At 43.9% G+C, this 25,923-nt stretch carries 26 protein-coding genes and 1 pseudogene; 10 read left to right on the top strand and 17 right to left on the bottom strand.

Features of this window, described 5'->3' with window-relative positions:
• Positions 1-85: 85 nt before the first annotated feature.
• The 8 genes from MMY95_RS08775 to MMY95_RS08740 form a co-directional block, all read right to left on the bottom strand.
• Complete coding sequence (locus MMY95_RS08775) at positions 86-499, bottom strand: hypothetical protein (protein WP_241277605.1); 414 nt, start codon at positions 497-499, stop codon at positions 86-88.
• Between the two features lies 1 nt (position 500).
• On the bottom strand, positions 501-863 hold the full coding sequence (locus tag MMY95_RS08770) for a DNA replication protein (protein WP_241277604.1): 363 nt from the start codon (positions 861-863) through the stop codon (positions 501-503).
• A 345-nt stretch (positions 864-1,208) separates the two neighbouring features.
• Entirely contained in the window at positions 1,209-2,627 is a 1,419-nt protein-coding gene (locus MMY95_RS08765) for a virulence-associated E family protein (protein WP_241277603.1), read from the bottom strand.
• 11 nt (positions 2,628-2,638) lie between these two features.
• Positions 2,639-3,418 carry a bifunctional DNA primase/polymerase gene (locus MMY95_RS08760; RefSeq protein WP_241277602.1) on the bottom strand — a complete coding sequence of 260 codons (780 nt, stop codon included), beginning with the start codon at positions 3,416-3,418 and terminating at the stop codon, positions 2,639-2,641.
• 12 nt (positions 3,419-3,430) lie between these two features.
• Positions 3,431-3,652: a hypothetical protein gene (locus MMY95_RS08755; protein WP_076638169.1), complete on the bottom strand. Its 222-nt coding sequence runs from the start codon at positions 3,650-3,652 to the stop codon at positions 3,431-3,433.
• Complete coding sequence (locus tag MMY95_RS08750) at positions 3,645-4,073, bottom strand: hypothetical protein (RefSeq protein WP_241277601.1); 429 nt, start codon at positions 4,071-4,073, stop codon at positions 3,645-3,647. Before MMY95_RS08750 ends, MMY95_RS08755 begins: the two co-directional genes overlap by 8 nt.
• 311 nt (positions 4,074-4,384) lie before the next feature.
• On the bottom strand, positions 4,385-4,651 hold the full coding sequence (locus tag MMY95_RS08745; protein WP_241277600.1) for a hypothetical protein: 267 nt from the start codon (positions 4,649-4,651) through the stop codon (positions 4,385-4,387).
• A gap of 53 nt (positions 4,652-4,704) precedes the next feature.
• Positions 4,705-5,394, bottom strand: coding sequence for a Rha family transcriptional regulator (locus MMY95_RS08740; protein ID WP_241277599.1), 690 nt, complete (start codon positions 5,392-5,394; stop codon positions 4,705-4,707).
• Positions 5,395-5,754: 360 nt separating this feature from the next.
• Between MMY95_RS08740 and MMY95_RS08735 the strand changes: the two genes are divergently transcribed.
• The 4 genes and pseudogenes from MMY95_RS08735 (at position 5,755) to MMY95_RS08720 (ending at position 9,855) form a co-directional block, all read left to right on the top strand.
• Positions 5,755-6,219 (top strand): helix-turn-helix transcriptional regulator, encoded by a 465-nt coding sequence (locus MMY95_RS08735; protein WP_241277598.1) that lies wholly within the window; start codon positions 5,755-5,757, stop codon positions 6,217-6,219.
• A gap of 127 nt (positions 6,220-6,346) precedes the next feature.
• A pseudogene (locus tag MMY95_RS08730) lies at positions 6,347-7,201 on the top strand (KilA-N domain-containing protein).
• Between the two features lie 48 nt (positions 7,202-7,249).
• Positions 7,250-8,398 carry a site-specific integrase gene (locus MMY95_RS08725; protein WP_241277597.1) on the top strand — a complete coding sequence of 383 codons (1,149 nt, stop codon included), beginning with the start codon at positions 7,250-7,252 and terminating at the stop codon, positions 8,396-8,398.
• Between the two features lie 233 nt (positions 8,399-8,631).
• Positions 8,632-9,855 (top strand): MFS transporter, encoded by a 1,224-nt coding sequence (locus MMY95_RS08720; protein WP_013356006.1) that lies wholly within the window; start codon positions 8,632-8,634, stop codon positions 9,853-9,855.
• A 170-nt stretch (positions 9,856-10,025) separates the two neighbouring features.
• Here MMY95_RS08720 and MMY95_RS08715 read toward each other — a convergent pair whose 3' ends face one another.
• Positions 10,026-10,964 (bottom strand): alpha/beta hydrolase, encoded by a 939-nt coding sequence (locus MMY95_RS08715; RefSeq protein WP_104796002.1) that lies wholly within the window; start codon positions 10,962-10,964, stop codon positions 10,026-10,028.
• Between the two features lie 124 nt (positions 10,965-11,088).
• Positions 11,089-11,559: a DUF1836 domain-containing protein gene (locus MMY95_RS08710; RefSeq protein WP_104796003.1), complete on the bottom strand. Its 471-nt coding sequence runs from the start codon at positions 11,557-11,559 to the stop codon at positions 11,089-11,091.
• A 1,089-nt stretch (positions 11,560-12,648) separates the two neighbouring features.
• Here MMY95_RS08710 and MMY95_RS08705 point away from each other — a divergent pair.
• A complete protein-coding gene (locus MMY95_RS08705) occupies positions 12,649-13,122 on the top strand; it encodes a nucleoside 2-deoxyribosyltransferase (protein ID WP_003645545.1) in 474 nt (157 codons plus the stop codon).
• Between the two features lie 87 nt (positions 13,123-13,209).
• Here the strand turns inward: MMY95_RS08705 and MMY95_RS08700 are convergent, their stop codons facing one another.
• Positions 13,210-15,822 carry a cation-translocating P-type ATPase gene (locus MMY95_RS08700; protein ID WP_003645544.1) on the bottom strand — a complete coding sequence of 871 codons (2,613 nt, stop codon included), beginning with the start codon at positions 15,820-15,822 and terminating at the stop codon, positions 13,210-13,212.
• Between the two features lie 241 nt (positions 15,823-16,063).
• Between MMY95_RS08700 and MMY95_RS08695 the strand changes: the two genes are divergently transcribed.
• Complete coding sequence (locus tag MMY95_RS08695) at positions 16,064-17,614, top strand: bifunctional UDP-sugar hydrolase/5'-nucleotidase (RefSeq protein ID WP_241277596.1); 1,551 nt, start codon at positions 16,064-16,066, stop codon at positions 17,612-17,614.
• A 201-nt stretch (positions 17,615-17,815) separates the two neighbouring features.
• Here the strand turns inward: MMY95_RS08695 and MMY95_RS08690 are convergent, their stop codons facing one another.
• Both MMY95_RS08690 and MMY95_RS08685 read right to left on the bottom strand, forming a co-directional pair.
• Positions 17,816-18,748 (bottom strand): AEC family transporter, encoded by a 933-nt coding sequence (locus tag MMY95_RS08690; RefSeq protein WP_003645542.1) that lies wholly within the window; start codon positions 18,746-18,748, stop codon positions 17,816-17,818.
• 262 nt (positions 18,749-19,010) lie between these two features.
• Positions 19,011-19,871 (bottom strand): aldo/keto reductase, encoded by an 861-nt coding sequence (locus MMY95_RS08685; RefSeq protein ID WP_003643521.1) that lies wholly within the window; start codon positions 19,869-19,871, stop codon positions 19,011-19,013.
• 140 nt (positions 19,872-20,011) lie between these two features.
• On the opposite strand from MMY95_RS08685, the gene MMY95_RS08680 reads away from it, so the two are divergent.
• The 3 genes from MMY95_RS08680 (at position 20,012) to MMY95_RS08670 (ending at position 22,023) form a co-directional block, all read left to right on the top strand.
• Positions 20,012-20,764 (top strand): threonine/serine exporter family protein, encoded by a 753-nt coding sequence (locus MMY95_RS08680; protein ID WP_003643522.1) that lies wholly within the window; start codon positions 20,012-20,014, stop codon positions 20,762-20,764.
• A gap of 12 nt (positions 20,765-20,776) precedes the next feature.
• Entirely contained in the window at positions 20,777-21,238 is a 462-nt protein-coding gene (locus MMY95_RS08675) for a threonine/serine exporter family protein (RefSeq protein ID WP_003645541.1), read from the top strand.
• Positions 21,239-21,681: 443 nt separating this feature from the next.
• Positions 21,682-22,023: a YxeA family protein gene (locus MMY95_RS08670; RefSeq protein WP_015641068.1), complete on the top strand. Its 342-nt coding sequence runs from the start codon at positions 21,682-21,684 to the stop codon at positions 22,021-22,023.
• A 181-nt stretch (positions 22,024-22,204) separates the two neighbouring features.
• On the opposite strand, the gene MMY95_RS08665 is transcribed toward MMY95_RS08670, so the two are convergent.
• From MMY95_RS08665 to MMY95_RS08650, 4 genes are all read right to left on the bottom strand, one after another.
• Complete coding sequence (locus tag MMY95_RS08665) at positions 22,205-23,032, bottom strand: undecaprenyl-diphosphate phosphatase (RefSeq protein ID WP_003645539.1); 828 nt, start codon at positions 23,030-23,032, stop codon at positions 22,205-22,207.
• Positions 23,033-23,179: 147 nt separating this feature from the next.
• A complete protein-coding gene (locus MMY95_RS08660; protein WP_003645538.1) occupies positions 23,180-23,698 on the bottom strand; it encodes an O-acetyl-ADP-ribose deacetylase in 519 nt (172 codons plus the stop codon).
• A gap of 1 nt (position 23,699) precedes the next feature.
• Positions 23,700-24,272 (bottom strand): TetR family transcriptional regulator, encoded by a 573-nt coding sequence (locus MMY95_RS08655; RefSeq protein WP_241277595.1) that lies wholly within the window; start codon positions 24,270-24,272, stop codon positions 23,700-23,702.
• A 31-nt stretch (positions 24,273-24,303) separates the two neighbouring features.
• The gene (locus MMY95_RS08650; protein ID WP_003642997.1) at positions 24,304-24,627 is read right to left on the bottom strand and encodes a membrane protein; all 324 of its coding nucleotides are present in this window, start codon (positions 24,625-24,627) and stop codon (positions 24,304-24,306) included.
• Positions 24,628-24,875: 248 nt separating this feature from the next.
• Between MMY95_RS08650 and MMY95_RS08645 the strand changes: the two genes are divergently transcribed.
• The gene (locus MMY95_RS08645; protein ID WP_053267160.1) at positions 24,876-25,844 is read left to right on the top strand and encodes a DUF1002 domain-containing protein; all 969 of its coding nucleotides are present in this window, start codon (positions 24,876-24,878) and stop codon (positions 25,842-25,844) included.
• The last annotated feature ends 79 nt before the right edge of the window (positions 25,845-25,923 follow it).

Genomic DNA, 25,923 nt, shown 5'->3' with positions numbered 1-25,923 from the left:
CATTTTCATATAAATAACTAACGGGACAACTTCGCTCAACTAAAAAAAGCATCGTACTTTTTAGCACGATACTCACTTACACTTATTAACTAAACCGTTCAATCTCTTGTAGTGCATGACGGGCGAGTGCGCGCTGTTCTTCGCTACTGTCCGGGTCATTGAGAGCTTTAAGTGATAATGACTTCATTACATAGCTGTCAATCACCCAGCCCTGATCGGTGTGACTGAAATGGCTATCGTCATACTCCTTATAACACGGGTACATTGCTTTAAACTTGGTCAGCGTAGCCGGTTCATAATCTAGCTCGCTATCACCATCAATGAAGCCCCAATCAATAGCTGTCTGTGTTGGTTCGCCATTCTCATCAATTATCCCGTCATTAACCATCTTGCTGTATATCTCTGACTTAACAGCGTTAGGCGCATTCTTAACGGCTGGTTCAGCCTTAGCAATGTAATTATAGGCTTCTTCAACTAACTTAGGGTAAAGCACTCGCATACTAGTTCGCCTCCTTATCGTGGCTTACTTGTGTCTCCAAGCGCTTAATGTCTGGTCTTAGGGCTTTCTCCCAGCCGTTCAAGTCAGCTTGCTCTATGGCTCTAATACGGGCGTTCATCGTAGTAACTTGGTTCTTAAACGAAGTGACCCCGATATTCAACTCGGCTTCATCCGTTGCAATAAACATCCCCGTATTATGACCGCTCCGGTTAGCAACAATTGGCACGCCATGCTGATTAATTAAGATGCTGATGGATTCTCTGACATCGCGTTCTTTAAGCCCAGTTACCTTGCAGATATTCGGTGTTGTCATTGGGTAACCCGCACCACGAGGCAACATGTTCAACACTTTAAATTCAGTCATTGATAACGTCATTTTAATGGCACCTACCTTTTCCTGTTTCATCTTAAATGCAATTCTTTAAAGTTTAATATCGTTTTAACGTGGTTCATTTTTATCCGTTTACTTGCTTTATTCCATTTTTTACCTTTTTGCAAACTCAAATACCCGTGTAACGTGTGTACCTGTGTAAAACGCTGATATAACAACGTTTATTTCAAACCATAGCCGTGTGTAACGTGTCTCAACGTGTGTAGTTTCTACACGGGTTAACACACGTATCACACACGTTCATTGAATCTTAAATCCTAATATATCAATGATTACACACGTTACACAGGTTACACGGGTTATTTACTAAAGTACCAATTAAGTACGTTGATACCCCCGACTACGCTTGCTGTTAATAACTAAATTCTGGCTGTATTCCCAGCCCTCTGTATTATCCATAATCAACTTAATCTTCTTAGCTTCGGCGTTAGTCCGGCCACTAAAATACTTGTTAGTCGCATGGTCAAAAACAACAGCCATGATCTCACGGGTAGTCGTGCGCTGAATTGGCTCTTTAGTCGGTGCTAGTTTTGCATGTAGCCAGCTTTCTGAATCCGAATCAATCGGATTACCATTCTCAATAGCAGTGAAATATGATTGTTTAACACTAATCGTTAATTCTTCCCAATTAGTCGGTACCATCATTGTCAGATAATCATTCACAGCCTCACGCATAGGATCAATAACTTGGGCCTCTTGTTGATAGGCTTTAGCCTCATTAAGCGTCTGCTGGTCAAAATAAAGCTGTTCGCCAGCATCAACCCAAGTCTTAGCTTCAGCAAGGATTTGAAGCATATCAGCTTGTTGCGCCTTTAGTGGGTTCTTGGTAACGGGCTGTACCCCACATTTAATTGGATAAAAGCGCCGTTCACCAGTAGCGTCTTTTAAATAGTCTCGATGGTTGGTTGACCCGATAAAAACATTCCGGCGCGGATGCTGTTCTGGCCGGCGTGCATAAGTATTGCGGTAATAGTCCGATTGCGCACTCGTAAAGTTCTTAATGCTCTCAATATCAGTCTTATTCATGGCCGACAGTTCAGCAAGTTCAATAATCCAACTACCCATTAGCTTTTGATAGTCGTCTTTGTCTTTCATGCTCTTCATGTCATCGCTAAAGTAATCGGGTGCCAACTGACGCACCAAGGTACTCTTGCAAAGCCCTTGAGCGCCCTCTAAGATTGGGATAATATCAAACTTCACTCCGGGAAGATAAACCCGTGCAATCGCCCCAGCTAACCACTTGCGAGTTACCATCCGTGTATAGTGATTATCCTCGGCACCAAGGTAATCAATGAAAAAAGTTTCCGCTCTTGGCTGGCCGTCCCACTTAACTGTTTCAATCCGTTCTTTCATCGGATCAAAGCCATGTTCCTGTGACGCTTTAACAATGCTATCCAGCAAGTTATCCTTTGACAGCAAAATATTATATTGCGCGTCAAAATAGAACCGTAGCAAGGAATCATCCGTATCTCGCCAATCGCCCTTTTTTAGCCCCGTTTTATCATTGGAACGTAGCTTTACCACTCGATCCGAAAACTCGTTATAAGCCAACACCCCTTTTAGGTTCGGGTCATTTTCAATAAATAGCAAAATATTGTAGAGTGAACTCCGCCTAATAGCCCCTTGGGTCGTTAATCGGAGTTGTTCTTGCCAATCCGCCCCCTTTAAAGCTGTGACGTTATTAATTCGTTTGTCATGCTCTTGGATGGCTTGCTTTAAGTTCTTGTCCTCTGACACTTCGACACCTCCTACGTCCGTTTAATAATAGATTTAAAAATGGTATTAACCTCTTTATCCGGTAAGGGCGGCTGCAATCGCTCGTTAGCATATTGCAGTAGCTCATAGGCCGTCATCCCATTACAGCCAGTCCGTAATAACTTGCCTAATAACGAAGTCAAGTAGCTGTTGCGACTACCCTCACCAGTACCAGCTACTAAGTCATCAAGCATCCGTCCCGCCCATGTCTTTTGAATCTGTGAGGCGTGCTGTGGTGTCTTGTTCATCCGTTGACTGGGTAGCAGATCATCAAGTAACCACTGTGGCGCCGTTGCAATCTGATTAGCTGGCTCAATCGTCCGATATGCTCGTTCATTGATTGAACTCGGTGCTACTAATACGAAGTCAGCCAGCACATCAATGCCCGGATATAGACCTGTTCGGCGCTTCAACTCTAGCTTAGCTGGTAACTTGAAGAAGTAATGTAGGCCATCATTTGGGGTCTGCTCAATACAAGTGTCGCTTGGTAAGGTTCTACCATGTTCATTAAGTCGTTTTAAAGTCTGCACGCCATCAATATCACCATGCCGGTCAATATCCACCACTAATAACTTAACTTGATCTAAACGGATGCCGAGGTTCGCCCTTGGAACATGCTCAAACCAGCCTTTAATCGTTTCTGCATCCGTGGTAGCGTCCTTATAGCCCTGTGTGCCTTTTAACGGCACTTTGCTGTTACTTGCTAAGGGGTAAACTGCAACACCATCACGGGCAAGTTGTAGCGCCCTCATTAGCCTTTCATTTACTTTCATTCACTCACCACCCTATTTTGCTATCCCGACTAACGGGACTGCGTAGACGGATGCCAGTTGTTTCAATGCACCTTGGTTGTTCACTTTAATGTTATGGATTTGCTGGCTAATTTTAGCTCGCTGACCATCACGTATTACTGTTTGATTGACTAGCTCTTGTAAGTAGTCCAGTTGCAATAAAGTACCTTGTAAAGTCGTCCTAGCATGGTTTAGTCGGGTTTGCACATTATTCATGATCAGTCGCCCCCTGTGAGTTATCATCAATATAATCCGAGTTACCACCAGCCAAAATGGTATTAATACCATCATTAATCCCGTTTACAGTGCTATTAATGTCATCAATAACCCCACTTATAGCGGCTGTTTTGCTATCAATAAGCGCTGATAATTCGTCCATCTCTGTTAATACACACATCGTGTTATAGATGGTATTGCCTTGCTCATCGATGAAGTCTCGCAACTCGTCGTCATTTAATTCAAAATAATTAACGTTATCGTCACCAGTGATTGCCTGTTTCAAGGTTGGGGTAACTAATTCGCTGATAGCTGAAATACTAGCATTTGCCACATTAACCCGTTCTATCGTGATAGCGGCCTGCTTGCACGCCTTACTAATATCATTTAACTTTGATAATTCATAAATTGATTTGCCCATTGTGTTTACTCCTCATTTTGTAGTAAAATGAGTGTACAAAAAGCCCATAAATATAGTCTTTTCAGGCTGTCCGTGTGATACTTTGGCGAGTAACACGGACTTTTTTTGTGCACTCATTCATGTTCTAACTCCTTAATCGATCTAACCGAAATACTTACCCGGATTAGCAATCAATTTAAATGACACGTTGCCAACCGCTGAAATAATCATAAATTTAACCAAACTCATAAATAGTGTTCCAATCATAGTTATCACTCCAATCAAATTTATTATGTGTTCAACAACCACAACTGCCCGCCAACTGGATTTTATTACTTCATTTTTCCATTGTGATTGATATAGAAATCTATGTCGTGCTTGTTGAATAGCACTGATCCATTAATGACGTGACCTGCTAAGCCGTTCTTCGTCCAGCCTGTAAACGTACCCTCTGATACATCCGCATACGCTGCCGCTTTCTTCTTGCGTAACCACTGCTGACTAGCACCCACATCACGCTTAGCCTGACTGATTGAATCCGTAGTTAGCTGGTATACGAAGTCGCGTAGTGCCTGCGCCTGTTCATCACTTAATAACACCTTAATCGGTTCTGTAATTATCCTCACCGCCTCTCAGCGCTTATCCTAATAGGTTATTGCATTACGGATGCTTTAACCGGCAATTGCAACTCAATACGGTAAATCACGCCTTGAATCTGCAATGCTTGCTTGATTTGCTGATAATCCAACTTCATTTCAAGCAGCATTCTGATCTGCTGCTTAACCCGCTTGACTGCATCCGCCTCACTAGAACTTAAGTAGTGAGTAATAGCCTCTGTCTTAGGAATATTGCGAGCTTTGCGCAACTCATTCACATTAACTCCTAGTGCTTGCTTATACACTAACTTGTTAATATTCACGTACAAGTGCCCATGTTCACCTAGCGCCGGGCTTTCACTAATAGCAGTGTGCAAGCTCTTTGAGAACTCTTTACCCAGCTCAAACTTGGCTTGTTTCAAAACCAATTCACGTTTCATAACTGTAAACTGTCTAACAAGTTCCTCCTTGAAATCAGCTACCCGCGGTGTGTTCTTTAAGAACGTGATCAGCAAGGTAGCCTGTTGCTCGTTGAGTAAATAGACCTTAGCCTTTTGACCACTTAGCATAGGCTTCATTTTAAATGACACCTTGCCATTACCTGCACGCGCCAACCTCTCATACTGCTGATTGATTGTTACATTAACAGCATGGTGGGTAATTCCCGCATACTCCGCAATCACATCGCCAGTCGTATATGCTTCTGCGTCCAACCGCTGTGATGTCAGTGTGACTAAATCATTCATGGCTCGCCCTCCTCTACTTGACCGTCTAACCACTTGTTGACCTGAAAATACGTACGATTATTAACTATAATTGGAGGCTTGGAAACTAATACTTTTCTCAATGTTGGTTCGGATACCCCGATTTCATTGGCCAAACTCATTCTGTTTAACCGATTAAGTGCAGATACCATTATTAATTTTCTCTGCTGTTTGTTGGTAATTATAGATTGCATTCAAACATCTCCTTTACATTTTATGTAAATAACAATATATCAATTTGCAAAAAATGTAAAGATGTTATACCAAACATTTAATTATTTTTTGCATTTTATGTAAATCTATTGTTTAATAAATGAAAACAATAGATTTGGAGATGCAGACATGAGTAAAGATAACGACTTTGTTGCTTCGCTTTTTACAGGGCAATCCGACAAAATTAAACAAGCACGAAAAAACGCAAACTTGACTCAAGCTGAACTTGCAGACTTGTATAATCAGTTTCTCGCAGAACACAACACAAAAGTAAAACCAGTCTCTTACGCTACTATTTCTAGGTGGGAAACTGGAGAAACATCTCCGAAATTAGAAACATTGACGGTTCTATCAGCTGTTCTAAATGTTGATGAGGCCTATCTTGTCGGGGCACAAAAGGAGCCCAAAAGCTCTAGAACCACTTCAATTGAATTAATCGAGGGTTCCACAAATCTGAAAGATCTAAAATTCGCACTCACTGACGTAGTGGCTGATCTATATGACACAATTTCCCTACAATCAGACGAAATAGAATTTCTGCAACATCAGATAGATAGTATCAATCATCCCGAAAAGGACGAAGACTTTGATTGATGATTTTTTTTACATACTTGCCCGCCAGCTGGTATGAAAGGAATTCAAAGCTATTTACAAAAAGTTATCCACAGGCTAACAAATAAACCTGGTCGATTTCGACCAGGTTTAGAAAAGGAGTTTTATTATGACAAGAGAACACACTACAATCGACGTTCAAGGGACGTCAATTGATTTATTTAACGATGGCACTAGCAATAACGATTTTATAAGTTTAACTGGTATTGCTAAATATAAGTCCCCTGACGCTCCAGCGGACCTTATTAAAAACTGGCTTAGAAATAGAAATACACTTGAATTCTTAGGAATTTGGGAACAAATGAATAACTCCAGTTTTAACAACAAGGTCTTTGAACAAATACTTTCAGAAACCGGCGCTAATTCATTTATAATGTCTCCCAAAAAATGGATTACTCTTACACAAGCAATTGGTATAACCTCACAGCCTGGTCGTCTTGGTGGTACCTATGCTCATTCGGATATTGCCTTTGAGTTTGCTTCCTGGATTTCTCCCGAATTTCGACTCTATTTAATCAAAGACTACCAATAATTAAAACAAAGCTCCGAGAGTCATTTTAACCTTGATTGGACTCTAAACCGAGCTCTTTCAAAAGCTAATTACCGAATTCACACAGACGCTATCAAGGAAGCTTTAATCCCTCAAAAATTAACTACACAAGAAGCTAAGTTTGCATACGCTAATGAGGCCGATCGACTTAATGTTGCATTATTTGGTGTGACCGCAGGAGAATGGCGCCAACGTAATCCACACATTAAAGGAAATATTCGTGATAACGCCACTATGGAGCAACTGTTAGTACTTACTAATTTAGAGAACTTAAATGCACAAATGATTATAGACAGAGTATCTAACGAGAAACGAACTCAAAAACTTAACACTGTTGCCCGTAAACAACTTAAAACTTTTCTTCAAAATAAAACTGCTACAGAGAATATTAAACGTATCGAAAATAAAGACTAAGCTTTCCTACATACTTGCCCGCCAGCTGGTATGAAAGGAATAATCAATATGGCTACATTCAAGCAGTATAAAAAGAAATCTGGTGCATTTTGGGAGGCTTTCACATCCGTAGGTAAAGATACCAACGGTAAAGCCAAACGGATGCACAAGCGTGGTTTTAAGACAAAAAAAGAAGCCCAATTATGGACTTCGAATGTTCAGACAGATTTTACTAAGAATGGTTTCATAGCAAGCAATAATATCACCTTTGCCGAACTCTATGATAAATGGTTCAACGAAGATTACAAGGAACAAGTCAAAGAATCAACGTACATGGTAACAGACGACATCTTTAGATTGCATATTCTTCCCGAATTAGGCTTTCAACGGGTAAAACGTATCACAGTAGCCCAATGTCAATCAATCGTGCACAAGTGGCTTAATCAGGGTTTCAAAACGTATCGCCGTTTTAGGACGTATGCTATTAGTGTTTTTGATTTTGGCGTACGAATGGAATTAACCACTCGCAACCCAATGGCTAAAACTAGCATTCCTAAACAGAAAACAAAGCCACAAGCGCCGCACATAGATTTTTATGAGAAGTCCGAGCTAGTGCAATTTCTAAATTGTGCGTCAAAACATGAAAACCCCCAAGCATTTATGTTCTTCCGCCTACTAGCCTTTACAGGTTTACGGCGAGGTGAAGCCTTAGCATTGCAATGGAGCGACATTAACTTTGAGACTAACGAACTAACGGTTAATAAAACCCAAGCTGTAGGTAAACGTTGGCGTACGATCATACAGACACCAAAAACAAACAGCAGTTATCGCACTATTGTACTTGACCCAGATACCGCACAATGGTTGCACAAGTGGAAGATGACCCAAGCCAGACAATGCTTTGAACTTGGATTCAACGCCAATGATCCTAGTCAACTGGTATTTACTAACCAGCAAAACAAGCTAATGTCACCTAGTACAGTTAATTATTTTAATTGCAGTATCTGTAAAAAATATGGTTTGCGCCACATAAAGATTCATGCGTTCAGACATACGTTCTGCACGCTAGCTTTTGAAGCTCATGCGGGAATTAACGAAGTGTCTAAGACGTTAGGCCACGCTGACCTTAAAATCACTGAACAAATTTATTTACACGTCACCAAAAAACAAAAGAACGAGACTGCTTCGAAGCTGGCTCGTTATATGAGTGAATTATGAGAGTCTGATTTTGTGGTGCATTTTTGGTGCAATTGTGGTGCATTTTATTTGTGCCCTATTGTGTCTTATTACACTCAAAAATTAATAAAACGCTGCTATACGGGCTATTTTGAGTCTCATTGTGGTTCATTGTCAGTCGCCATTCAATCCTATTTAACTAAGTTAGTTAATTGCACAAAACTTAAATTCGCATTAAAATAATCTTAATAAGTTAATTAAGGAAGTGACAGATTGTGAAGGGCGCATTGACAGGCTGGCGCCGGAATCTCGCTGTTCTCTGGCTAGGAACATTTATCGCCGGAATGGGATTTTCTGAAGTCATGCCATTCTTATCATTATACGTTGGTCAAATGGGGGATTTCTCCAAAAACGAACTCACGATGTATAGTGGTATTACATACGCAGTGACTTTTTTTGTCGTCGCTGTTGTCTCACCATTATGGGGTAAACTCGCTGACCGGCGTGGTCGCAAAATCATGCTGCTGCGTTCTTCGCTTGGGATGGCCTTTGTTATCGGTGCGATGGGATTTGTCCATAACATTTGGATACTCATTCTACTTCGGTTCTTACAAGGCCTGTGTGCCGGCTACATTCCCAATGCTAGCGCCCTAATCGCCACCGAAACTCCCAAGGAAAGTAGTGGGACCGCAATCGGTATCCTAACAACTGGCTACGTGTCTGGTAACTTGATCGGCCCGATTCTCGGTGGCGTACTCGCCCAAGTTTTCTCTATTCGTTTGACTTTCATTATCACCGGAATTTTGCTACTGATCGTCTTCGTATTGAGTCTGACACTCGTCCACGAAAGCTTTAAACCCAGCGACGCGCCGATTGCTAAACGTGACGGCAGTCTACTCAGCCAATTTAAAAATCCAACGTTGATTATCACACTGCTCGTCTCCACGATGATTATTCAAATGGGGAATAATTCCATCACGCCCATTATTAGTCTATATGTCAAAGAACTGATGCATAACGTCGGCCCAATCACCGTCGTTGCTGGAATCATTGCCGCTCTACCCGGAATTTCGACGCTATTATCGGCGCCGCGACTCGGACGGCTCGGTGATCACCGGGGGGCTGACCGTATCCTTGTCTTTGGTTTCGTCTTTGCCATCCTGATGTACTTTCCACAAGGCTTCGTCTCCAGTGTGTGGACATTAGGGCTATTGCGCTTCATGATTGGGATCTCTGACGGGGCCCTCTTTCCAACGGTGCAAACATTATTATCCAAAAATACACCCCGCGAGTTAACAGGCACTATTTTCAGTTGGAATCAATCTTTCCAAGCGGCTGGCAGCATGCTCGGCTCCTTACTTGGTGGCGCCGTCTCCGGCTGGTTCGATTACAACGGTGTCTTTATCTTCACCGCCTTGTCATTACTGCTTAACTTCATCGGCGTACTGATCTTTATACCAAGTATGCGGCACCCATTTGCAAAACACTCGGTTGATTAACCGCGCTATTTATCAAGTTCAAAAGCTATCAGCTTAGTCCCGGAGATCGGACCAGGACGCGGACCGGCTGACAAACACTAATCCGACTAGCATATTTTAACCATAATAAAGGTCACCAATCAGCAATCGCTGCTTGGTGACCTTTATTAGTTATTCTATTCCGTTAGCTCTTACTTCAAATATTTTGCCATGAACTGGCTTACTTTTTGTTGATATAGTTGCGGATAACGCGTGTATGATTCCGCGTGACCAGCTCCTGGAGCCACCCATAATTGCTTTGACTTGACCGTCGTAGCGTGGTAGTTCTGATATACCATCTTCGTGGGGACAAAAGTATCCTTAGCACCATGAATAAAGAAGATTGGCAACTTATTCTTCTTGAGCTGGTTTACTGAACTAGCCGTCATAAAGTTGAAGTGAGCCTTCGCTTGAGCTACCCAGCTTGCCGTATACAGCAGTGGAAACTTCGGTAAGTGATATAGTTGATTCAACTCATGCCCCAATTCATCACCAACACTGGTATAGCCACAATCTTCAATAATCGCTGTAACTTGTGATGGGAGTTTCTCGCCACTCATCATCATGACAGTCGCACCACCCATTGAAACGCCAAAGAGTCCAATCTGACTATTTTGGCCTACGCGGCGAATCACCTGTCGCGTCCACTTTAGATAGTCCAACCGGTCAGGCCAACCAAAACCATAGTAATCCCCCTGACTCTGACCATTGCCACGATCATCCGGCGCCAACACATTATATCCTTGGCGATGCCACAATCGAATATAGCTCGCCATCTGCTCCTTGTTACCCATGTAACCATGCGCCACAATAATCGTTTTGGTGGTTCGGTGCGCAGCTGGTACATAGTCCGCAACTAACTTCAAATGATCCGTTGCGGACGTCTCATGCCAGGTCTGCTTGTTGACCCGTTTCAGCCACGCTTGGTTCTGCTTCAACTTACTTTTACTCTTACTAGAACTATGGTTCAAAACTTTCGGGGTAGGTTCAAATGCAAAGTGATATAAATAAAAACTACCGCCCGCAACCCCGATGACGATTACGGTCAAGAATGCAATGAGCGCAATCGTCCATTTTTTGCGTGTTGTCATATTCTCTTTCTCTCTTTCATACCTAATCATATCTACTAAACCTAATTCGCTTTAATTCGAATACGCTACAAGCAGCTATAGCGATATTATCAAACGCTATTCTCAATTATGTGTCTATCTCAACTCAATCTTCCAATTCGTTAAGCGCTCGGATCGTTAATAAATGCGCCGCCACCGTTTGAGCTGCTAATTGAATTGCCCGTGCTAGCGGGTCAACCGTCGACAAGACGACCGGTTGTCCAGCAAGCGTAGACTCGAATGCCTGCCGAAATTGCTGGTATCGCGGCTCAATCTGACGCGAATCACGAATTTGCAAAATCGCTTTACTAATTACTGGTAATGAAAAATCAGTCTTCAAAATTGAAACGACTAGTACCGCCACAATCTGATTCCGGGTATACCGATGTCCAACCGGCCGACTGAAAAAATGTTGTTTCACGTAACTATTAATCATCGTCTTCGTTACGGCAGGTAACCCCAGCGGCTGAATTGTTTCATTAACAAGTTGCAACAACTGTTCCATATAAATGGGCACCGCGGGCAACTCTTCCCACGAAAGTAAATAGTTACTAGTTGATCCAAATTCCTCCATCATCCAATCCTCCTCACTACCCTATTTAATTTAGCCCAATTTAGATTTTAATTCAACAATATCTAATCATCACCTTGTTATAAATAGAATTATAATCTATATATCCACTCTGCTAATTATTATTCGCCTCAAAAATTATTAAAAGGTGCTTATTTTTGGATTGCTGTTCGTCAGCAATGATCGTCCTATTCCGACCTCCGGGGCTGGGTGACAATTGCTGGAACGTAAGCCGACGTCGATTTGAGCCCGTGCACAACCCGCCCGGTCTCAAATACGAGTCTTATTCTAAGCCGGAAGCAGACTACTTCCGACTAAGAATAATTTGGCTACTGAGTATTGTCACCCAGCCCCTCCAGTCTCAAGCTTGCGAGGGGCCACGGGTTGAAGCCGAGCATTGCCTGCCAACGGATTAATGCGGTTTTGGCATTAGTCCATTGGCGTAGCAAGCACAGGCTTTAGTGGCACCGAACACCTTTCGGTAAGCCGCTCGAATGGCTGATGAACGGCCACTTAACTTAGCACAATTTATCGTTGACTATTTTGATATTAAACAAAGACAAAGGGTTAGGGTGCACTAGGCACTCTGTCAGGAGTTTGAATCTTACTATGCCGATTCAGGATTAATGAGCTACCTCAATATCATTTTCAGTTTGACAGTTGATTAACAAAATTACTGTTTACAAAAAGCAACGGCAAATTCATCAAAAGTTAAGTACAGCTTCGTCTGCCATTCGAATACTCTCCCGACTGGAAGGCGTTTCTGACAATGCCCAGTGGTGAAATTTCACTTAGCAAGTGTCCTGTGCTTGGTTATTGAAAGGCCAGTATTTGAGACGTGATTTTTCGGCTCAAGTCTGTGCCCACCACGTTCCGGCAATTGGCAGAAATGCCTGGAAGTCGGTGTAGGACCAACCAACTAAACAAGTTTACGCTGATTCGAACTTTTTCCAGCGGGCCTAAGCTGGCTATTTTTGAACTTTCAAAATAAGGATCTTTTAATAATGATTCACGCCAAATCAAGGCTTGAAAGCCACCCCATATTTCCGCTAAAATAGGCTTATCCAAATTTTGTTATCCAGAAAGGAAATCATTATGAATAACGTTTACCTAGCTGCACCGTTTTTTGACGAGGCTCAGAAGGAACGCATCCAACAAGTGAAGTCGGCGCTGTTGGCTAACCCGACGATCAACCCCGATGGTATCTTCATCCCAGAAGAACATCAATTTGAAGAAGAACCTTTTGGTAGCCGTGCTTGGCAACAATACGTCTACGCATCCGATATGCGTCAAGTTCATCGGGCCGATGTCGTTGTTGCCATTCTTGACTTCGACATGACTAGTGCAACCAATGAGCCAGATTCTGGCACAATGTTTGAAATCGGTGCGGCCGTGGCTGAAAAGACACCCGTCATCGTCGTTCAGTTTGATGCGAATAAAGAACTCAACTTAATGATTGCCCAAGGATTAACGGCCTATTTCGATGCTAGTAAAGATGGTCTGAAAGAATTATCTGCCTACAATTGTGATGACTTACGTTCTAAGCCCGCTCACCGGCCAGTATTTTAGGCACACAACTTAATGACACGAAAAAATGCTGCTTGCAAACGAATAACGTTTGTAAGCAGCATTTTAACTAACTTGAATTGATCATCCTTATTCAGCAGTATTCACGACTAATCGTGACTGTCGCCGCGCCTGCCAGCGCTTATTCAATTCCAGCACGAATGTTGGAATCAGCGTAGCTACTAGCACCGTTAACCATCCTAACGCTGGTAGTGTCACTAAGCTAAAGAAACTACGGAACGGTGGTATCACTGCAATTGCCAAGACCACCAGAATTCCTAACAGCAATCCTCGGTTCAGCATTGGATTACGCGTCATGCTTGACCAGCTGAGTGGTCGGCGATCCTTAATTGCATAGATGTCGATCATTGATCCTAATGCCAATACTAGAAAGACCATCGTCATCCCGACTGGGGCTTGACCATTTGTTAAGCCAAAGCGGCCAAACGCGTAAATTCCGAGGGTTAGTACGGTAAAAGTAGCTGCCCGGATAAACAACCGTTGACCAAGGCCCCGAGCTAAAATACTTTCGTCATTGGCTACTGGTGGTTGTTGCATGGCTTGGGGTTCACCTGGCTCTTGGCTAATAAAGAATCCTGGAATCCCATCAGCAAGTACGTTAATAATCAGCAATTGTTCTGCTAACAGTGGCGCCCCCCAACCGAAGAGGACTGCACCAACCATCAAGAAGATTTGTGCAAAGTTGACACCTACCAAGAATTCAACGGCTTTAATGATATTCTGATAAACTGTCCGACCTTCCTTAACTGCTGCCATGATCGTCGCAAAATTATCATCCGTTAACACCATGTCAGCGGCTTCTTTAGATACTTCGGTACCCGTAATTCCCATTGCAATGCCAACATCCGCCGCTTTCAATGCCGGCGCATCGTTGACACCATCACCGGTCATCGCAACCGTCTTACCAAGACTTTGCCAAGCCTGAACGATTCTAATTTTGTCACTCGGCGACACTCGGGCGTACACTGCAATCTGATCGATTTGAGCCGTCAATTCTTCATCGCTCAATTGGCGTAACTCATCACCGCTAATTGCTTGCAGCTCAGGGGTTAAAATGCCAATTTCCTCAGCGATAGCCTTCGCAGTAACCAAATGATCTCCCGTGATCATAACTGGAAAAATACCCGCCTGTTTGGCTGCTCGAATGGCCGGAATCACTTCTGGTCGTGGTGGATCAATCAAACCAATCAATCCTGCCAATTGGAGGTCAGCTGTCAGGTCGTCCCAGTCAGTAGTTTGGACATCCGCGGGAATGATGCGATAGCCAACAGCTAAAACGCGAAGCGCCGCCTGCCCAAATTCATCATGGGCCACTTGTCCAGCAGCTAGGCTAGCTTGGTCAGGCTTCAGTGGTAACCGATCCCAAGCCCCTTTGACGATAACTAACCGTCGACCATGCGCTAATTCATGCACCGTCGTCATCATCTTCTTAGTTGAGTCAAACGGGTCTTCCGCAATTCGTGGGGTCTGCGCCTCCAAGCTGGGCCGATCTAAATCATACTGAGCCAGCCAACGAATAACGGCTAATTCCGTTGCGTCCCCAATAGCTTGTTCTTCACCGTCAACGTGGTTGATCTCGGCATTCGTCGCTAATCCTAAGTAACGCATCAATGTTTGTCCCGCTGATGGCAAGGGCTGTTCGGTCGTCATAATGCCCGTGGTCGGCGTCCAATACTTTGTAATTGTCATTCGATTTTGCGTCAAGGTTCCGGTCTTGTCAGACGCGATTACATCGACACTCCCAATCGTTTCAACGGCACTAACTCGGCGCATGATGGCATTTCTGTCTGCCATCCGTCGAACACCGTGTGAAAGACTAATGGTCACGATGATCGGCAGAGTCTCTGGCACGGCCGCGACCGCTAATGAAACCCCAATCATCAAGCTATCGGCCAAACCTTGGTTTTGCACCCAAACACTCAGCGCAAAAATCGTAATACCACCTAAGACGGCAAATGTCGTTAACCAGCTTGATAGCCGATTAAGCCGCCCCTGTAATGGCGTGGCCCGTTGCTTCGTCTTGTTCAACAAACCTGCAATTTGACCTAACTCTGTGGCCATTCCGGTCGTTAAGACCTGAATCAATGCAGTACCGGCTGTGACGGCCGTTCCCGCATACACTTGACAGTTATCATCCAACTCACCGGTGTCCTGATAAATACTTTTTTCAACAGCTTCACTTTCACCTGTCAAGACTGCCTCATCAACGGCTAAGTTCGTGGCCTCTAACACGACCGCATCGGCTGGAACCTGGTCACCCGCTTTTAGTAGCACTAAATCACCGGGAACGATTTCTGGTGCCGCAATCGTTTGTACCTTCCCATCCCGTCGAACATTAGCTGTGGGTAAACTCATTGACTTCAGTGCCGCCAACGACTTTTCTGCGGAAGCTTCTTGGTACAAACCAATACAGACATTAATAACTAAAATGGCGCCAATCACAATGGTCTTTGTCCAGCCCCCATTCTGGGCAAGAGCCAAGTACGTGGCTAAACCAACTGCAAATAATAATACTAGCGATGAAACGTCGCTCATATGTTGCCAAATTTTACGCCATAACGGTACGGGGCGCGCAGCCACTAATTCATTTTTGCCGAATTTAGTTAGCTGGGTCGTCACCGCTGTGGTCGTTAAACCGGACTCGGGGGTAGGTTTGAATGGTGCATTCTGATAATTCTGCATCGTTTATTCCTCCGTAATTCGATTATCGTTGTCATTCGTCACTATTAATGATAGCGGAAACATTTTGTCGTTTTACGTACAAATTGTGAAAAAGTCGTGAAGATTAGAACGTACAATTAAAGCAGCCATTAAACATTAACCACAGGTCATCATCAAAAAACTGTTCAATTTATGACTAAAATCAAGTTACCAGCCATGAATATTGTTATAATAGAACACAAATATTCCTTGGAGGCACGTTATGAAAATCAAATTAATCTCAACTAGTGATGTGCACGGTTACCTCGCGCCAACTGACTACAGTCGTCGTGATAACATCGCACCATTTAGTCTTAGTCGTGCCGCTACTGTTATTCATCAACTGTCACGTGAAGATACGGCTGATGTCTGGCCAATCGTGATTGATAATGGCGACTACGTACAGGGATCACCGTTGACCTATTTCATTGCTCGCCACCACCAAGAAGCTGCACCGTTATACTCGCGCCTTGCAAATTGCAACCACGTTCAAGCCGGTATTTTTGGTAACCATGAATTCAACTACGGGCTCGACTACCTCGACCTGTGTGAATCAAGCCGCCAATATCCGATGCTGGCCGCCAATATTCATGATGACCTGCACCGCACCTTATTCTCCAAACCATACACAATTCTGGAACGCGCCGGAGTTAAAGTGGCAATTTTGGGACTAACGACACAATTCGTTGCCCACTGGGAACAACCACATCACATTGCCGGCCTGCACTTTGAGGACGTGGTTGCAACTGCTAAACATTGGGTGCCCAAATTGCGCCAACTGGCTGACGTCGTTGCCATCGCCTACCACGGTGGTCTTGAACGCGATCCCCAAACTGATCGTCCAACCGAACGCATGAATGGTGAAAACCGAGGATCCGCACTATTAGCTGAAGTACCCGGCATTGATGCCATGATTACTGGCCACCAGCATCGACAATTAGCCGTTACGGTTCACGGTGTTCCCGTGACACAACCTGGTATGAAAGGTACTAATGTTGCTATGATTACCCTTGAGCTCGACCGCAATCATCAAGTGACGACCAGTCATCCGGAAATCTATCCGGTCGCAGATGCCACCCCCAATACCCAGGTAATGCAACTAGTTGGACCAATCAATGACCAGATGGAAGACTGGTTAGACACACCACTTGGCCAAATTAACGGCAATATGCTCGTACACGATCATCTTCAAGCACGGCTGCATAATCATCCTTACATCGATTTTATTAATCGCGTTGAAATGGCCGCAACCGGTACCGATATTGCCGCAACAGCATTATTTAATGACGACGTACCAGGCCTCAAACAACACGTGACGATGCGGGAAGTCATGAACAGTTACGTCTACCCAAACAAACTTGCCGTTGAAGCCATTACTGGTGCTGATTTACGCGCCGCTCTTGAACGTTGTGCGAGTTACTTTTTCCTCCAAGACGGACACGTTCGGGTCAATCCCGAGTTCATGCACCCTAAGTTGCGCCACTATGTCTATGATATTTACAGTGGCATCGACTATACTTTCGACCTTACCAAACCCTTTGGTCAACGTGTCGTCCAACTCGATTATCATGGGGCCCCAGTCACCGCTGACCAAAAATTAACGGTCACTCTGAATCATTACCGCGCTGGTGGCGGTGGGAATTACCCAATGTATCAAACGGCTAAGATTATCCGGCGCTTACCTACTGATATGACCGTATTAATTGCCGACTACTTTGCGCAACATCCCGTCGTCAACGCAACGCAACCGACTAATTTTCAAGTTCACTATTAAGACTAACGCGACAAACCCGCTCAAATATGCCCTATTTGAGCGGGTTTGTCTATACTGACGTTCACAACGTTTGGTTTAGCATCGTCGTTAAACCGTGCCAATTAACCTTTGTCAATCGGGAATCATAACAGCACTGACCGCAAGTCGTGCCCTCCTTTGTGAGCACCTCACAAACCCAGCATGGTAATCAAAAGGTGCCCGTCATACGAGCTGCAATCCCCACATTAAGAATCCCATGGTCAGCGGCGCAATGACCGTACTTAACATTTGCGTCGCCACATACTCATCTGGTGCCAAGTGGTTTTGGACGGCCAACATGGTCGCGATGGTTGCAGTGGGGATTGCGAGTGTCAAGACAACTAATTGTTGGTTACCTAATGACACACCTAGACTAGCCATAATCCCCCAAATGAGCACCGGTAAGCCTAAATTTTTCAGTAGCACGTTTAAGACAACCATGCGCGTCAGTCGCCACGGTCTGGTCGTTAACAGAAGCCCCAGCGCAAATAACGCCACGCCCCCAGCTGCTTGTCCCAACTCCGTAAAATTCGTTAGCCAAGCACTGGGCAACCGCAATCCGGCCAAATTCAAGAGAAAAGCACTGATTGGCGCCCACACGACTGGTTGCCGACTCGCACGACACAGTTTCTGCCAACCGGCTCGCCAACGTTGCTCAGGTGTCGAACCGCCCGCTAGCGTTAACAGCAACACGCTCACTGGCACTTGTACCAAATTCATGTACAGGCCGCCTAACGCGACCAATAAAACACTGATTTTACCAAAAACCACCAGTAAGACGGAAACACCCATGAATGGAATTGAAGGACTGGCGATCACTAGCGCTCGTAACGTCCCCGTTTCTAGTTGCTGATGGAAACAGCATTGGCTCACAATGACGATGACCATGCCACCTAGCATGCCTAGCGCCAACCACAGCGCGACCGAGGAGTTTTGAATAATGGTAGCGCGCTTTAATGACAAGATTCCTCCGAAAAGACTTAACGGCAAGGCGTAATGCATGACCAACTGAATCAAAATATCACTGGTCGTTGGCGCAAATTGGTGCCGTAGCCCCGCAAACACGCCTAATCCCACCGTCACAACAATTGGTAAAATTGCTAATATCAGTAACATTCACAGGCCCCCAGACTTAATAATTAAAACTGAGTGTACCATAGTCCAATCGCTGTGATAGTCAGGTTGCTAGTCAACAATCGGACATCTTATGACGTTTCATTAGTCTAATTAGGGGCCTACCTCATATTATTAAGCGGCCGCGCCACACTTTTTACGATAACAACGAATTTTCTAATTTAACTAGCTGACTCCGACAATTAGGTGATTAGCCAAATAAAAAGGATGCTGCCAGTGGCTGCATCCTTAATAACGATGAAACTTAGAAATTAACTTGATCAGGATCATTAGCTAACCCGGCAACACCGTGGAAACCATCAATGACCTTCATATCATCATCGCTGAGTTCGAAATCAAATAATTCCGTATTTTGTTTAATCCGATCCGCATGAACTGATTTTGGTAATGGTAAGAAACCGTGTTGTAATGACCAACGTAGCACAACTTGGGCAACGCTCTTATCATACTTATCAGCCAACGTCTTTAATTCTGGGATACTGAAGATCTTACCAGTACCTAATGGACTATAAGCTTCTGATAAAATGTCATGTTTGCGGTTGTAGGCCACAACTTCATCTTCCATATCACTAGGATTGAGGAAGATTTGGTTAACGGCTGGCACAACCTTGGCTGTCTTAAGCAGCGCGTCTAAATGCTTAGGCCGGAAGTTAGAAACCCCGATAGCCCGTGCTTTACGTGCCGTGTAAGCTTCTTCCATTGCCCGCCAAGTATCGGCGTTCAATTGTTCCCAATTGTCGCGCATTGCGGCTGGGTTTGGCCAGTGGATCAAGTAGAGGTCAACATAGTCCAAACCTAACTTAGCCAACGAGGTATCCAGCGCCTTCTTGGCAGCGTCATAGCCATGGTCGGCATTCCATAATTTGGTCGTGACGAATAGGTCTTCACGTGCCACACCACTATCGGCAATAGCTTTACCGACACTTTCCTCGTTACCATAGGCCGCCGCCGTGTCAATGTGCCGGTAACCCGCCTTTAATGCGGCTAATACGGAATCGTAAGCAACCTGACCATCAGGTGTTTGCCACGTTCCAAAACCAACAATCGGAATCTTAGTGCCGTTATTTAACGTGTACGTATCGGTGAGTTTAGTCAATGCAGTCATCAAAAATGCCTCCAAGAATTTATTTGTTAAGATAATTCTACCCATAACCGACCACTTCCGGCAAACATTCTGTTCCAAACTAATGACGATACGCAAAATTCGTGAGAAAATATAAACATTCTGATGTGGGAGGGGTTTTGATGAGCGATACGGCAGTTATGTTAAAAACCACGTTATTGGCCGGCGCCATTTTGCTAGAAAATGGGGCTGAAATCAAACGAGTTGAAGACACGATGCAACGAATTGCAACCAACGCGGGCTACCCTGACGCGCAGGTCTTCGTACTGTTAACAGGGATTACCGTCTCCTTGCCGGAAAATGCCACTAGCGAAGTGCGAGCAATCCATAATCGGGGTATGGACCTCGAAAAAGTGGATCAGGTCAACAGCCTGTCACGGCAGTTTGCTAATCACGATATTGATTTAACTGAATTTGCCGCAGCCCTCGAACGGGTCAATCAAGCCGTACCGACCTTCCCATTCAGCTGGTTATGTCTAGCGGCCGTTGTCGTTAGTGTGCCGTTGATGGTCGCCTTTACTGGGCGGACAACTCCTGCCGACTTGATCACTTGTGGGCTAGCCGGGTTGGCTGGTTTTGCTGCCTTTTATTGGATCAATCGGCTGGGGTCAATTCGGTTTCTCAGCGAATTTATGGGCGCTTTTATTATTGGTCTAATTACCCTACTCGGCTTTTATCTCACTAACGGTCATTATCATCCCGACGCCATCATTATTGGCGCTGTGATGCCATTAGTGCCGGGTGTCGCCATTACTAATGCCGTCCGTGACACAATGACGGGTAACTTGCTGAGTGGTCCTGCCCGCGCTGTAGAGGCCGTTTTATCCGCGTGTGCGATTGGTGTTGGTATCGCACTGACTTCATTTTTCTACTAAAGGAGGCGTGACATGCTACATTGGCTCTTAACAACCGGTTTATTTCAAATTATCTTAGCTTACTTAGCTACGGCTGGTTTTGGGGTACTTCTCAATATTCCGCGTCGCGCCGTTAACCTCAGTGGTTGGGTCGGTGCTGCTGGCTGGTTTACGTATGAGGTCCTCTATCACATCCTGCCATTAGGAATCGACGCCAAACTTGCGATTGGTAATCTCGTCGCAGCTATCGTGATTGGCGTCGCTAGCGGTATGGCCGCACGCTACAAACGAATGCCGATGATCATCTTTAATATCCCTAGTCTGGTCCCACTGGTTCCTGGTGGCCAGTCTTATCGAGTCGTTCGTAACTTGGTCACTGGTCAACCAGACTTGGCCTACCAGTACTTTGTACAAGTTGTCATTATTGCTGGCGTGATTGCAATTGGCTTTCTCGTCGCTGAATTTATCAATCACATTACTTTACACTTTGTTTAATCAGAAAAATCAGCTAGTGCATCTTTGTCGGTTAGCAAAATGACACCACGTTATCTTGATTTTCAGCTGTTAGACTTCTTAAATGATTAGCAAAAAATAGATAACGCCTTTTACTAAGTACTTACAATAAAAGTAAGTTAATAGGTCTAATATAGTTCAAATTGTGGGCTTATAAGCCTGCAACATTTACAATAATAATTGTATTTAACCCGAGATTTTCTAACTTGGAGGGAGAAAAGCTCAATTTATTATTTAGATACTGACAAAATAAGCTTAGAGAAAAAGAAAAATACCCTTGGTAAGATTGGCATAAAATTATGACCTTCATTAATATTTTTCAAAACTGTAAATTCAATTAAAATACTGCCTAATTACGATTCTACAGCTGCAATTTCAATGTGATTGCGAAGCCTTAAAAAGTAGTATACGAGGAGAATATTACAATGAATACTAAGTCTAATCATCTCATCGAATGGCTGCTCACCTTATTATTAATAATCTCAATTCTGATAAATGTTGGTTGGTTTATTTTTCGATATGGCGGTCATTACTACTACATGAAAATATCGAGTAGTACCGGAACTTCCCCCATTACACTACCGGTCAATATCCCAGCTACTGGGTATCAATACCAAGGACTAGCAACTAATTCTAAGGGCGAAAAAAAGTATCTTCATTTTAATACAGTTGCTGCTGATCCAGCCCCATTCAAACGCGGACAAATTGTCAGAATCACATTCAATCAAAGGTACGGCGTAACCAACTATAAATTAGTTCATCGGTAACACGATTACTTCAAAAAAGCCGTCATAACGATTGGTTTATCACTTATCCAATCGTTATGACGGTCCATCCATTACTAGAATGATATAATCTAAAAAGTCAGCAACTAATTTATAGTCGCTGACTTTATTTATTCATGATATTTGCGGCAACAAGCTTAGCCAAAAGTTACGCTTCTAGTATTTAATGAATCAACGTAAAGTAGCCAATCACAAGTACCCCCAGGACAATTCGGTACCAACCGAACGCCTTGAAGTCGTTTTTCTTGATGTAATCCAACAAGAAACGAATCGACAAGTAAGCGACTACGAAGGACACGATCACCCCAACGGCTAAGACTGCTCCTTGCAAACCAGCTAAAGAACCACCGTGAGCAAAGAATTTCACAAGCTTCAATAATGACGCCCCAAACATTGTTGGAATTGCCATGAAGAATGAAAACTCAGTTGCGACGTAGCGTGAAGTTCCAATCAAGATAGCCCCTAAAATGGTTGCACCGGAACGTGAAGTCCCTGGAATCAACGAGAGCAACTGGAAGCACCCAATGAACAATGCCGTCGTATAAGGTAACGTTTGTAGATTAGCGAAGCGGGGTGTTAAGCGCTTATTATGATTTTCAATCACAATGAATAGGACCCCATAAATAATCAACGTGGCAGAAACGACCGCCCAATTCATTAAATGTTCGTCCATCCAATCATTTAACGGTAACCCCACGATCACTGATGGAATGACCGCTAATAACACCTTACTCCAGAGAACCCAAGTATTTCGCTTTTCCGTGGTATCCTTGCGTGGTGACAACGGATTTAGTTTATGGAAATACAGGACAACGACCGCCATGATCGCCCCTAATTGAATCACAACGTTGAACATATCCGTAAACTGCGTGGACTGTTGCATCTTGATAAATTCGTCAACTAGGACTAAATGCCCCGTTGAACTAATTGGTAAGAATTCAGTAATCCCTTCAACAATCCCCAAGATTACCGCTTTAAAAATATCTAACACAATGGATTCCTTTCTTGTTGGCAATGATTATCGCTTGATAATCCCAATACATAAAGATTTACGACCATCCCCGATGGCCGGTATATCAACATTATAGCAAGCAGCTACTCAAGATAGTAGCGTCCATGTGTATTTTTTTGGTAAAGATTAATTTGTCAGCGCTGCCAACGCCGTACTAAATACATTTTGCGTTTGGTCATCAAAACAAACAATCGTGATTGTCTGAACCGTGTGGGCCGTTGTCTGCGCGGTTGCTTGTAACGTTTTTAACGCTAACGGTGCCGCAATTGATAGCGGAAAGTGATAGACGCCGGTACTGATAGACGGAAAAGCAACCGTTTGACAATGATTCTCAGCGGCCAAATTCAGACTGTTGCGATAACTGTTCGCTAACAATTGTAATTCATTATGCTGGCCACCTTGCCAAACGGGACCCGGCGTGTGAATCACATACTTCGCCGGTAGTCGAAAGCCCGGCGTAATTTTGGCTTCACCAGTTGCACAACCGTGTAATGGGCGACAGGCAGCCAGCAATGCTGGCCCAGCTGCCCGATGAATGGCACCATCGACGCCGCCACCACCAAGCAAACTCGTATTGGCCGCATTAACAATTGCATCAACGGTCATTTTGGTAATATCACCGTGAATGACTTTAATCTCAACCATCTTAAACTGCCCCCATAATCAGATTAACACTCGTTTGGGCCTGTTGTTTTAGCTGTGCCCCACTAGGATCCTGTTTTGCCAATAACTGAATGCCGCTGCGAACCTGCATTAAACTTGCTGCAGCCTCAGCGACCGTGGTCGGTAAGGTTTTAGCCCGAGGTGAAAGTAAACCGACGAGTCGGGTCTGTAAATCAGCATAGATCGTTTGCAGTTGGGCCATCAAGGACGCATCCTGCGACCCAATTTCGGCCATCAGGTTCACCATCAAACATCCTGCTGGCCACCGTTCACTCTGAAACGGCAGTCGCAAACAAGCCGCAATTAAAGCGGCCAATGGTGTTTGCCGCGCCCGCTCACGTTGAATCAATTGATCAAGTTGTTCATCTAACGTTATTTGATAGCGTTCAAGTGAACGGCGTAACGCAACCCGCTTACTGTGATACTGGCGATAAAACTGCGTTCGTGACAACTGGCTAACGGTGAGCAAGTCGTCAACTGTCGTTTGATAATAACCACGCTGCCAAAATTGAATCATCATTGCTGTTTCAACCACTGATGCGTCCTTAACAACCATGCTAAACCCTCCTGAACCTAACGCTACTACATTAATCAGCAATTAAATACTGAATTCCGCGAATAATCGACCATAAGTAGCTAGCCACTGCGACTAATCCAAATACCGCTAAAAGAACCACGGCCAACCAGCCACTATTAACGATACTGTCCATATAAATACCGCTAACGCCTAAAATAACGAGCAGTGTAATTCCTAAAATTGTCGGCAACAAATGTAACCAAAAAGCCCGTCCTGCAACCCGATGTGCTTCTGGATTAGTACTCGTCAGCAACCAAACAATTAATGGAAATAAAACTGGTAAGAATAAAATGCTTAAATAGCTCAACGCGTTAATCACCCGATTTTGTGTCATTGTTATAACCTCCCCCGATATTTATTTCGAGTATAGCGAAAGTCTGGTACTTCGGCAAATAATAAACAAATTGTTAAAATACTTAGGACTCTCCCAAGGTTACGCGCCGAATGTTAACTTACGACCACGGTCTGCTATAATAATGACATAACCTAACCTTGCAATCGCTAGTTGCCACTGTACAACCCGGGAGCGAACGGTTCATGTTAGGATTTAGGTGCATTAGTTAAGATGCGGAGGAAAAGAAAATGACGAAACGAATGAGTTTCAAATTTAAATGGGTTGCCCTCGTTGCCACCCTGATCGTTGGGCTTGGCAGCTGGCAAGTCCTTGCGCACGCTGACAGTAGCAGCGATGAACCAATTGTCACATTAGGCAGTAGCCTGACTAGCAGTCAAAAGACTGGGACGATCAACACGTTAACGGCTAGCTTGAACGGTGCCGATTATCAGACGCTAACTGTTAACGGCGATACTCTAGTTAAATACCTCAACCCAGCCGGTGAAAGTTTCACAAGTAGCTCAGGTGTGTGGTCCAGTGCGATGATTCAAAAAACAAGTTCTGGTTCTGGAATTAATGTCAAAATTTTAAATTATAATGGTAGTAATAACATCACCACTATTACGGCTAACCAGTATAAAAACGCCGCCCTAACGGCTGGGATTACCGATGCTAATATTTACGTCACATCAGCTACTCCAATCGACGGTTCGGGCGCACTAGCCGGTGTTTACGCGGCGTACGCAAAATCTGGTAACAGATTAAACACGAAGCAAGTAACCGCCGCCCAAGATGAGTTAAGTACTCTCAGTGGCATCACCCAAGCAAATAAGAGCAAGGATGGTTATACTGATTCCCAGTTGAACAACGCTGTGGCTGGTGCCAAAAAGGAAATGGCCCAAAAAGGAAGTAACATCACTAAAAACGAAATCACGACCATTGTCAATCAACAAATTACCAATAACAATTTAACAAATGTCATTACTAATAATCAAAAGACTGAAATTATTAATTTGTTAGTCAAGATCCGTGATTCAGGTGCATTAGATTCTTCAAGCTTTAAGACTCAAGCCAACTCGTTGATGAAGAACATTCAATCAAATGCCAAGGGTGTCTTCAGCAAACTCAATACTAAAGAAAATCAAAACTTGCTCCAAAAAATGTGGAGCGCGATTGTTAACTTCTTCAGCTCTATTTTCAAATCAATCTTTGGCTAATTATTAATCTCGGATACTCAAAATCGGACGACAAAACTGCAATCAGTTTTGTCGTCCGATTCTTTTTAAGCCTTGAAGC

This window comes from Lactiplantibacillus sp. ME-2 (assembly GCF_022549155.1).
GTDB lineage: Bacteria > Bacillota > Bacilli > Lactobacillales > Lactobacillaceae > Lactiplantibacillus > Lactiplantibacillus plantarum.
Note: the sequence above shows the minus strand (reverse complement) of the source record. Positions and strands in the feature narration are given on the sequence as shown.

Coding starts and splice junctions, on each gene's coding strand:
- MMY95_RS08760 (WP_241277602.1), bottom strand. CDS start 3,418: ATGAAAGTAAATGAAAGGCTAATGAGGGCGCTACAACTTGCCCGTGAT.
- MMY95_RS08660 (WP_003645538.1), bottom strand. CDS start 23,698: ATGGTTGAGATTAAAGTCATTCACGGTGATATTACCAAAATGACCGTT.
- MMY95_RS08715 (WP_104796002.1), bottom strand. CDS start 10,964: ATGACAACACGCAAAAAATGGACGATTGCGCTCATTGCATTCTTGACC.
- MMY95_RS08725 (WP_241277597.1), top strand. CDS start 7,250: ATGGCTACATTCAAGCAGTATAAAAAGAAATCTGGTGCATTTTGGGAG.
- MMY95_RS08735 (WP_241277598.1), top strand. CDS start 5,755: ATGAGTAAAGATAACGACTTTGTTGCTTCGCTTTTTACAGGGCAATCC.
- MMY95_RS08700 (WP_003645544.1), bottom strand. CDS start 15,822: ATGCAGAATTATCAGAATGCACCATTCAAACCTACCCCCGAGTCCGGT.
- MMY95_RS08675 (WP_003645541.1), top strand. CDS start 20,777: ATGCTACATTGGCTCTTAACAACCGGTTTATTTCAAATTATCTTAGCT.
- MMY95_RS08705 (WP_003645545.1), top strand. CDS start 12,649: ATGAATAACGTTTACCTAGCTGCACCGTTTTTTGACGAGGCTCAGAAG.
- MMY95_RS08755 (WP_076638169.1), bottom strand. CDS start 3,652: ATGAATAATGTGCAAACCCGACTAAACCATGCTAGGACGACTTTACAA.
- MMY95_RS08775 (WP_241277605.1), bottom strand. CDS start 499: ATGCGAGTGCTTTACCCTAAGTTAGTTGAAGAAGCCTATAATTACATT.
- MMY95_RS08680 (WP_003643522.1), top strand. CDS start 20,012: ATGAGCGATACGGCAGTTATGTTAAAAACCACGTTATTGGCCGGCGCC.
- MMY95_RS08695 (WP_241277596.1), top strand. CDS start 16,064: ATGAAAATCAAATTAATCTCAACTAGTGATGTGCACGGTTACCTCGCG.
- MMY95_RS08670 (WP_015641068.1), top strand. CDS start 21,682: ATGAATACTAAGTCTAATCATCTCATCGAATGGCTGCTCACCTTATTA.
- MMY95_RS08770 (WP_241277604.1), bottom strand. CDS start 863: ATGACTGAATTTAAAGTGTTGAACATGTTGCCTCGTGGTGCGGGTTAC.
- MMY95_RS08740 (WP_241277599.1), bottom strand. CDS start 5,394: ATGAATGATTTAGTCACACTGACATCACAGCGGTTGGACGCAGAAGCA.
- MMY95_RS08645 (WP_053267160.1), top strand. CDS start 24,876: ATGACGAAACGAATGAGTTTCAAATTTAAATGGGTTGCCCTCGTTGCC.
- MMY95_RS08650 (WP_003642997.1), bottom strand. CDS start 24,627: ATGACACAAAATCGGGTGATTAACGCGTTGAGCTATTTAAGCATTTTA.
- MMY95_RS08710 (WP_104796003.1), bottom strand. CDS start 11,559: ATGATGGAGGAATTTGGATCAACTAGTAACTATTTACTTTCGTGGGAA.
- MMY95_RS08690 (WP_003645542.1), bottom strand. CDS start 18,748: ATGTTACTGATATTAGCAATTTTACCAATTGTTGTGACGGTGGGATTA.
- MMY95_RS08750 (WP_241277601.1), bottom strand. CDS start 4,073: ATGGGCAAATCAATTTATGAATTATCAAAGTTAAATGATATTAGTAAG.
- MMY95_RS08685 (WP_003643521.1), bottom strand. CDS start 19,871: ATGACTGCATTGACTAAACTCACCGATACGTACACGTTAAATAACGGC.
- MMY95_RS08655 (WP_241277595.1), bottom strand. CDS start 24,272: ATGGTTGTTAAGGACGCATCAGTGGTTGAAACAGCAATGATGATTCAA.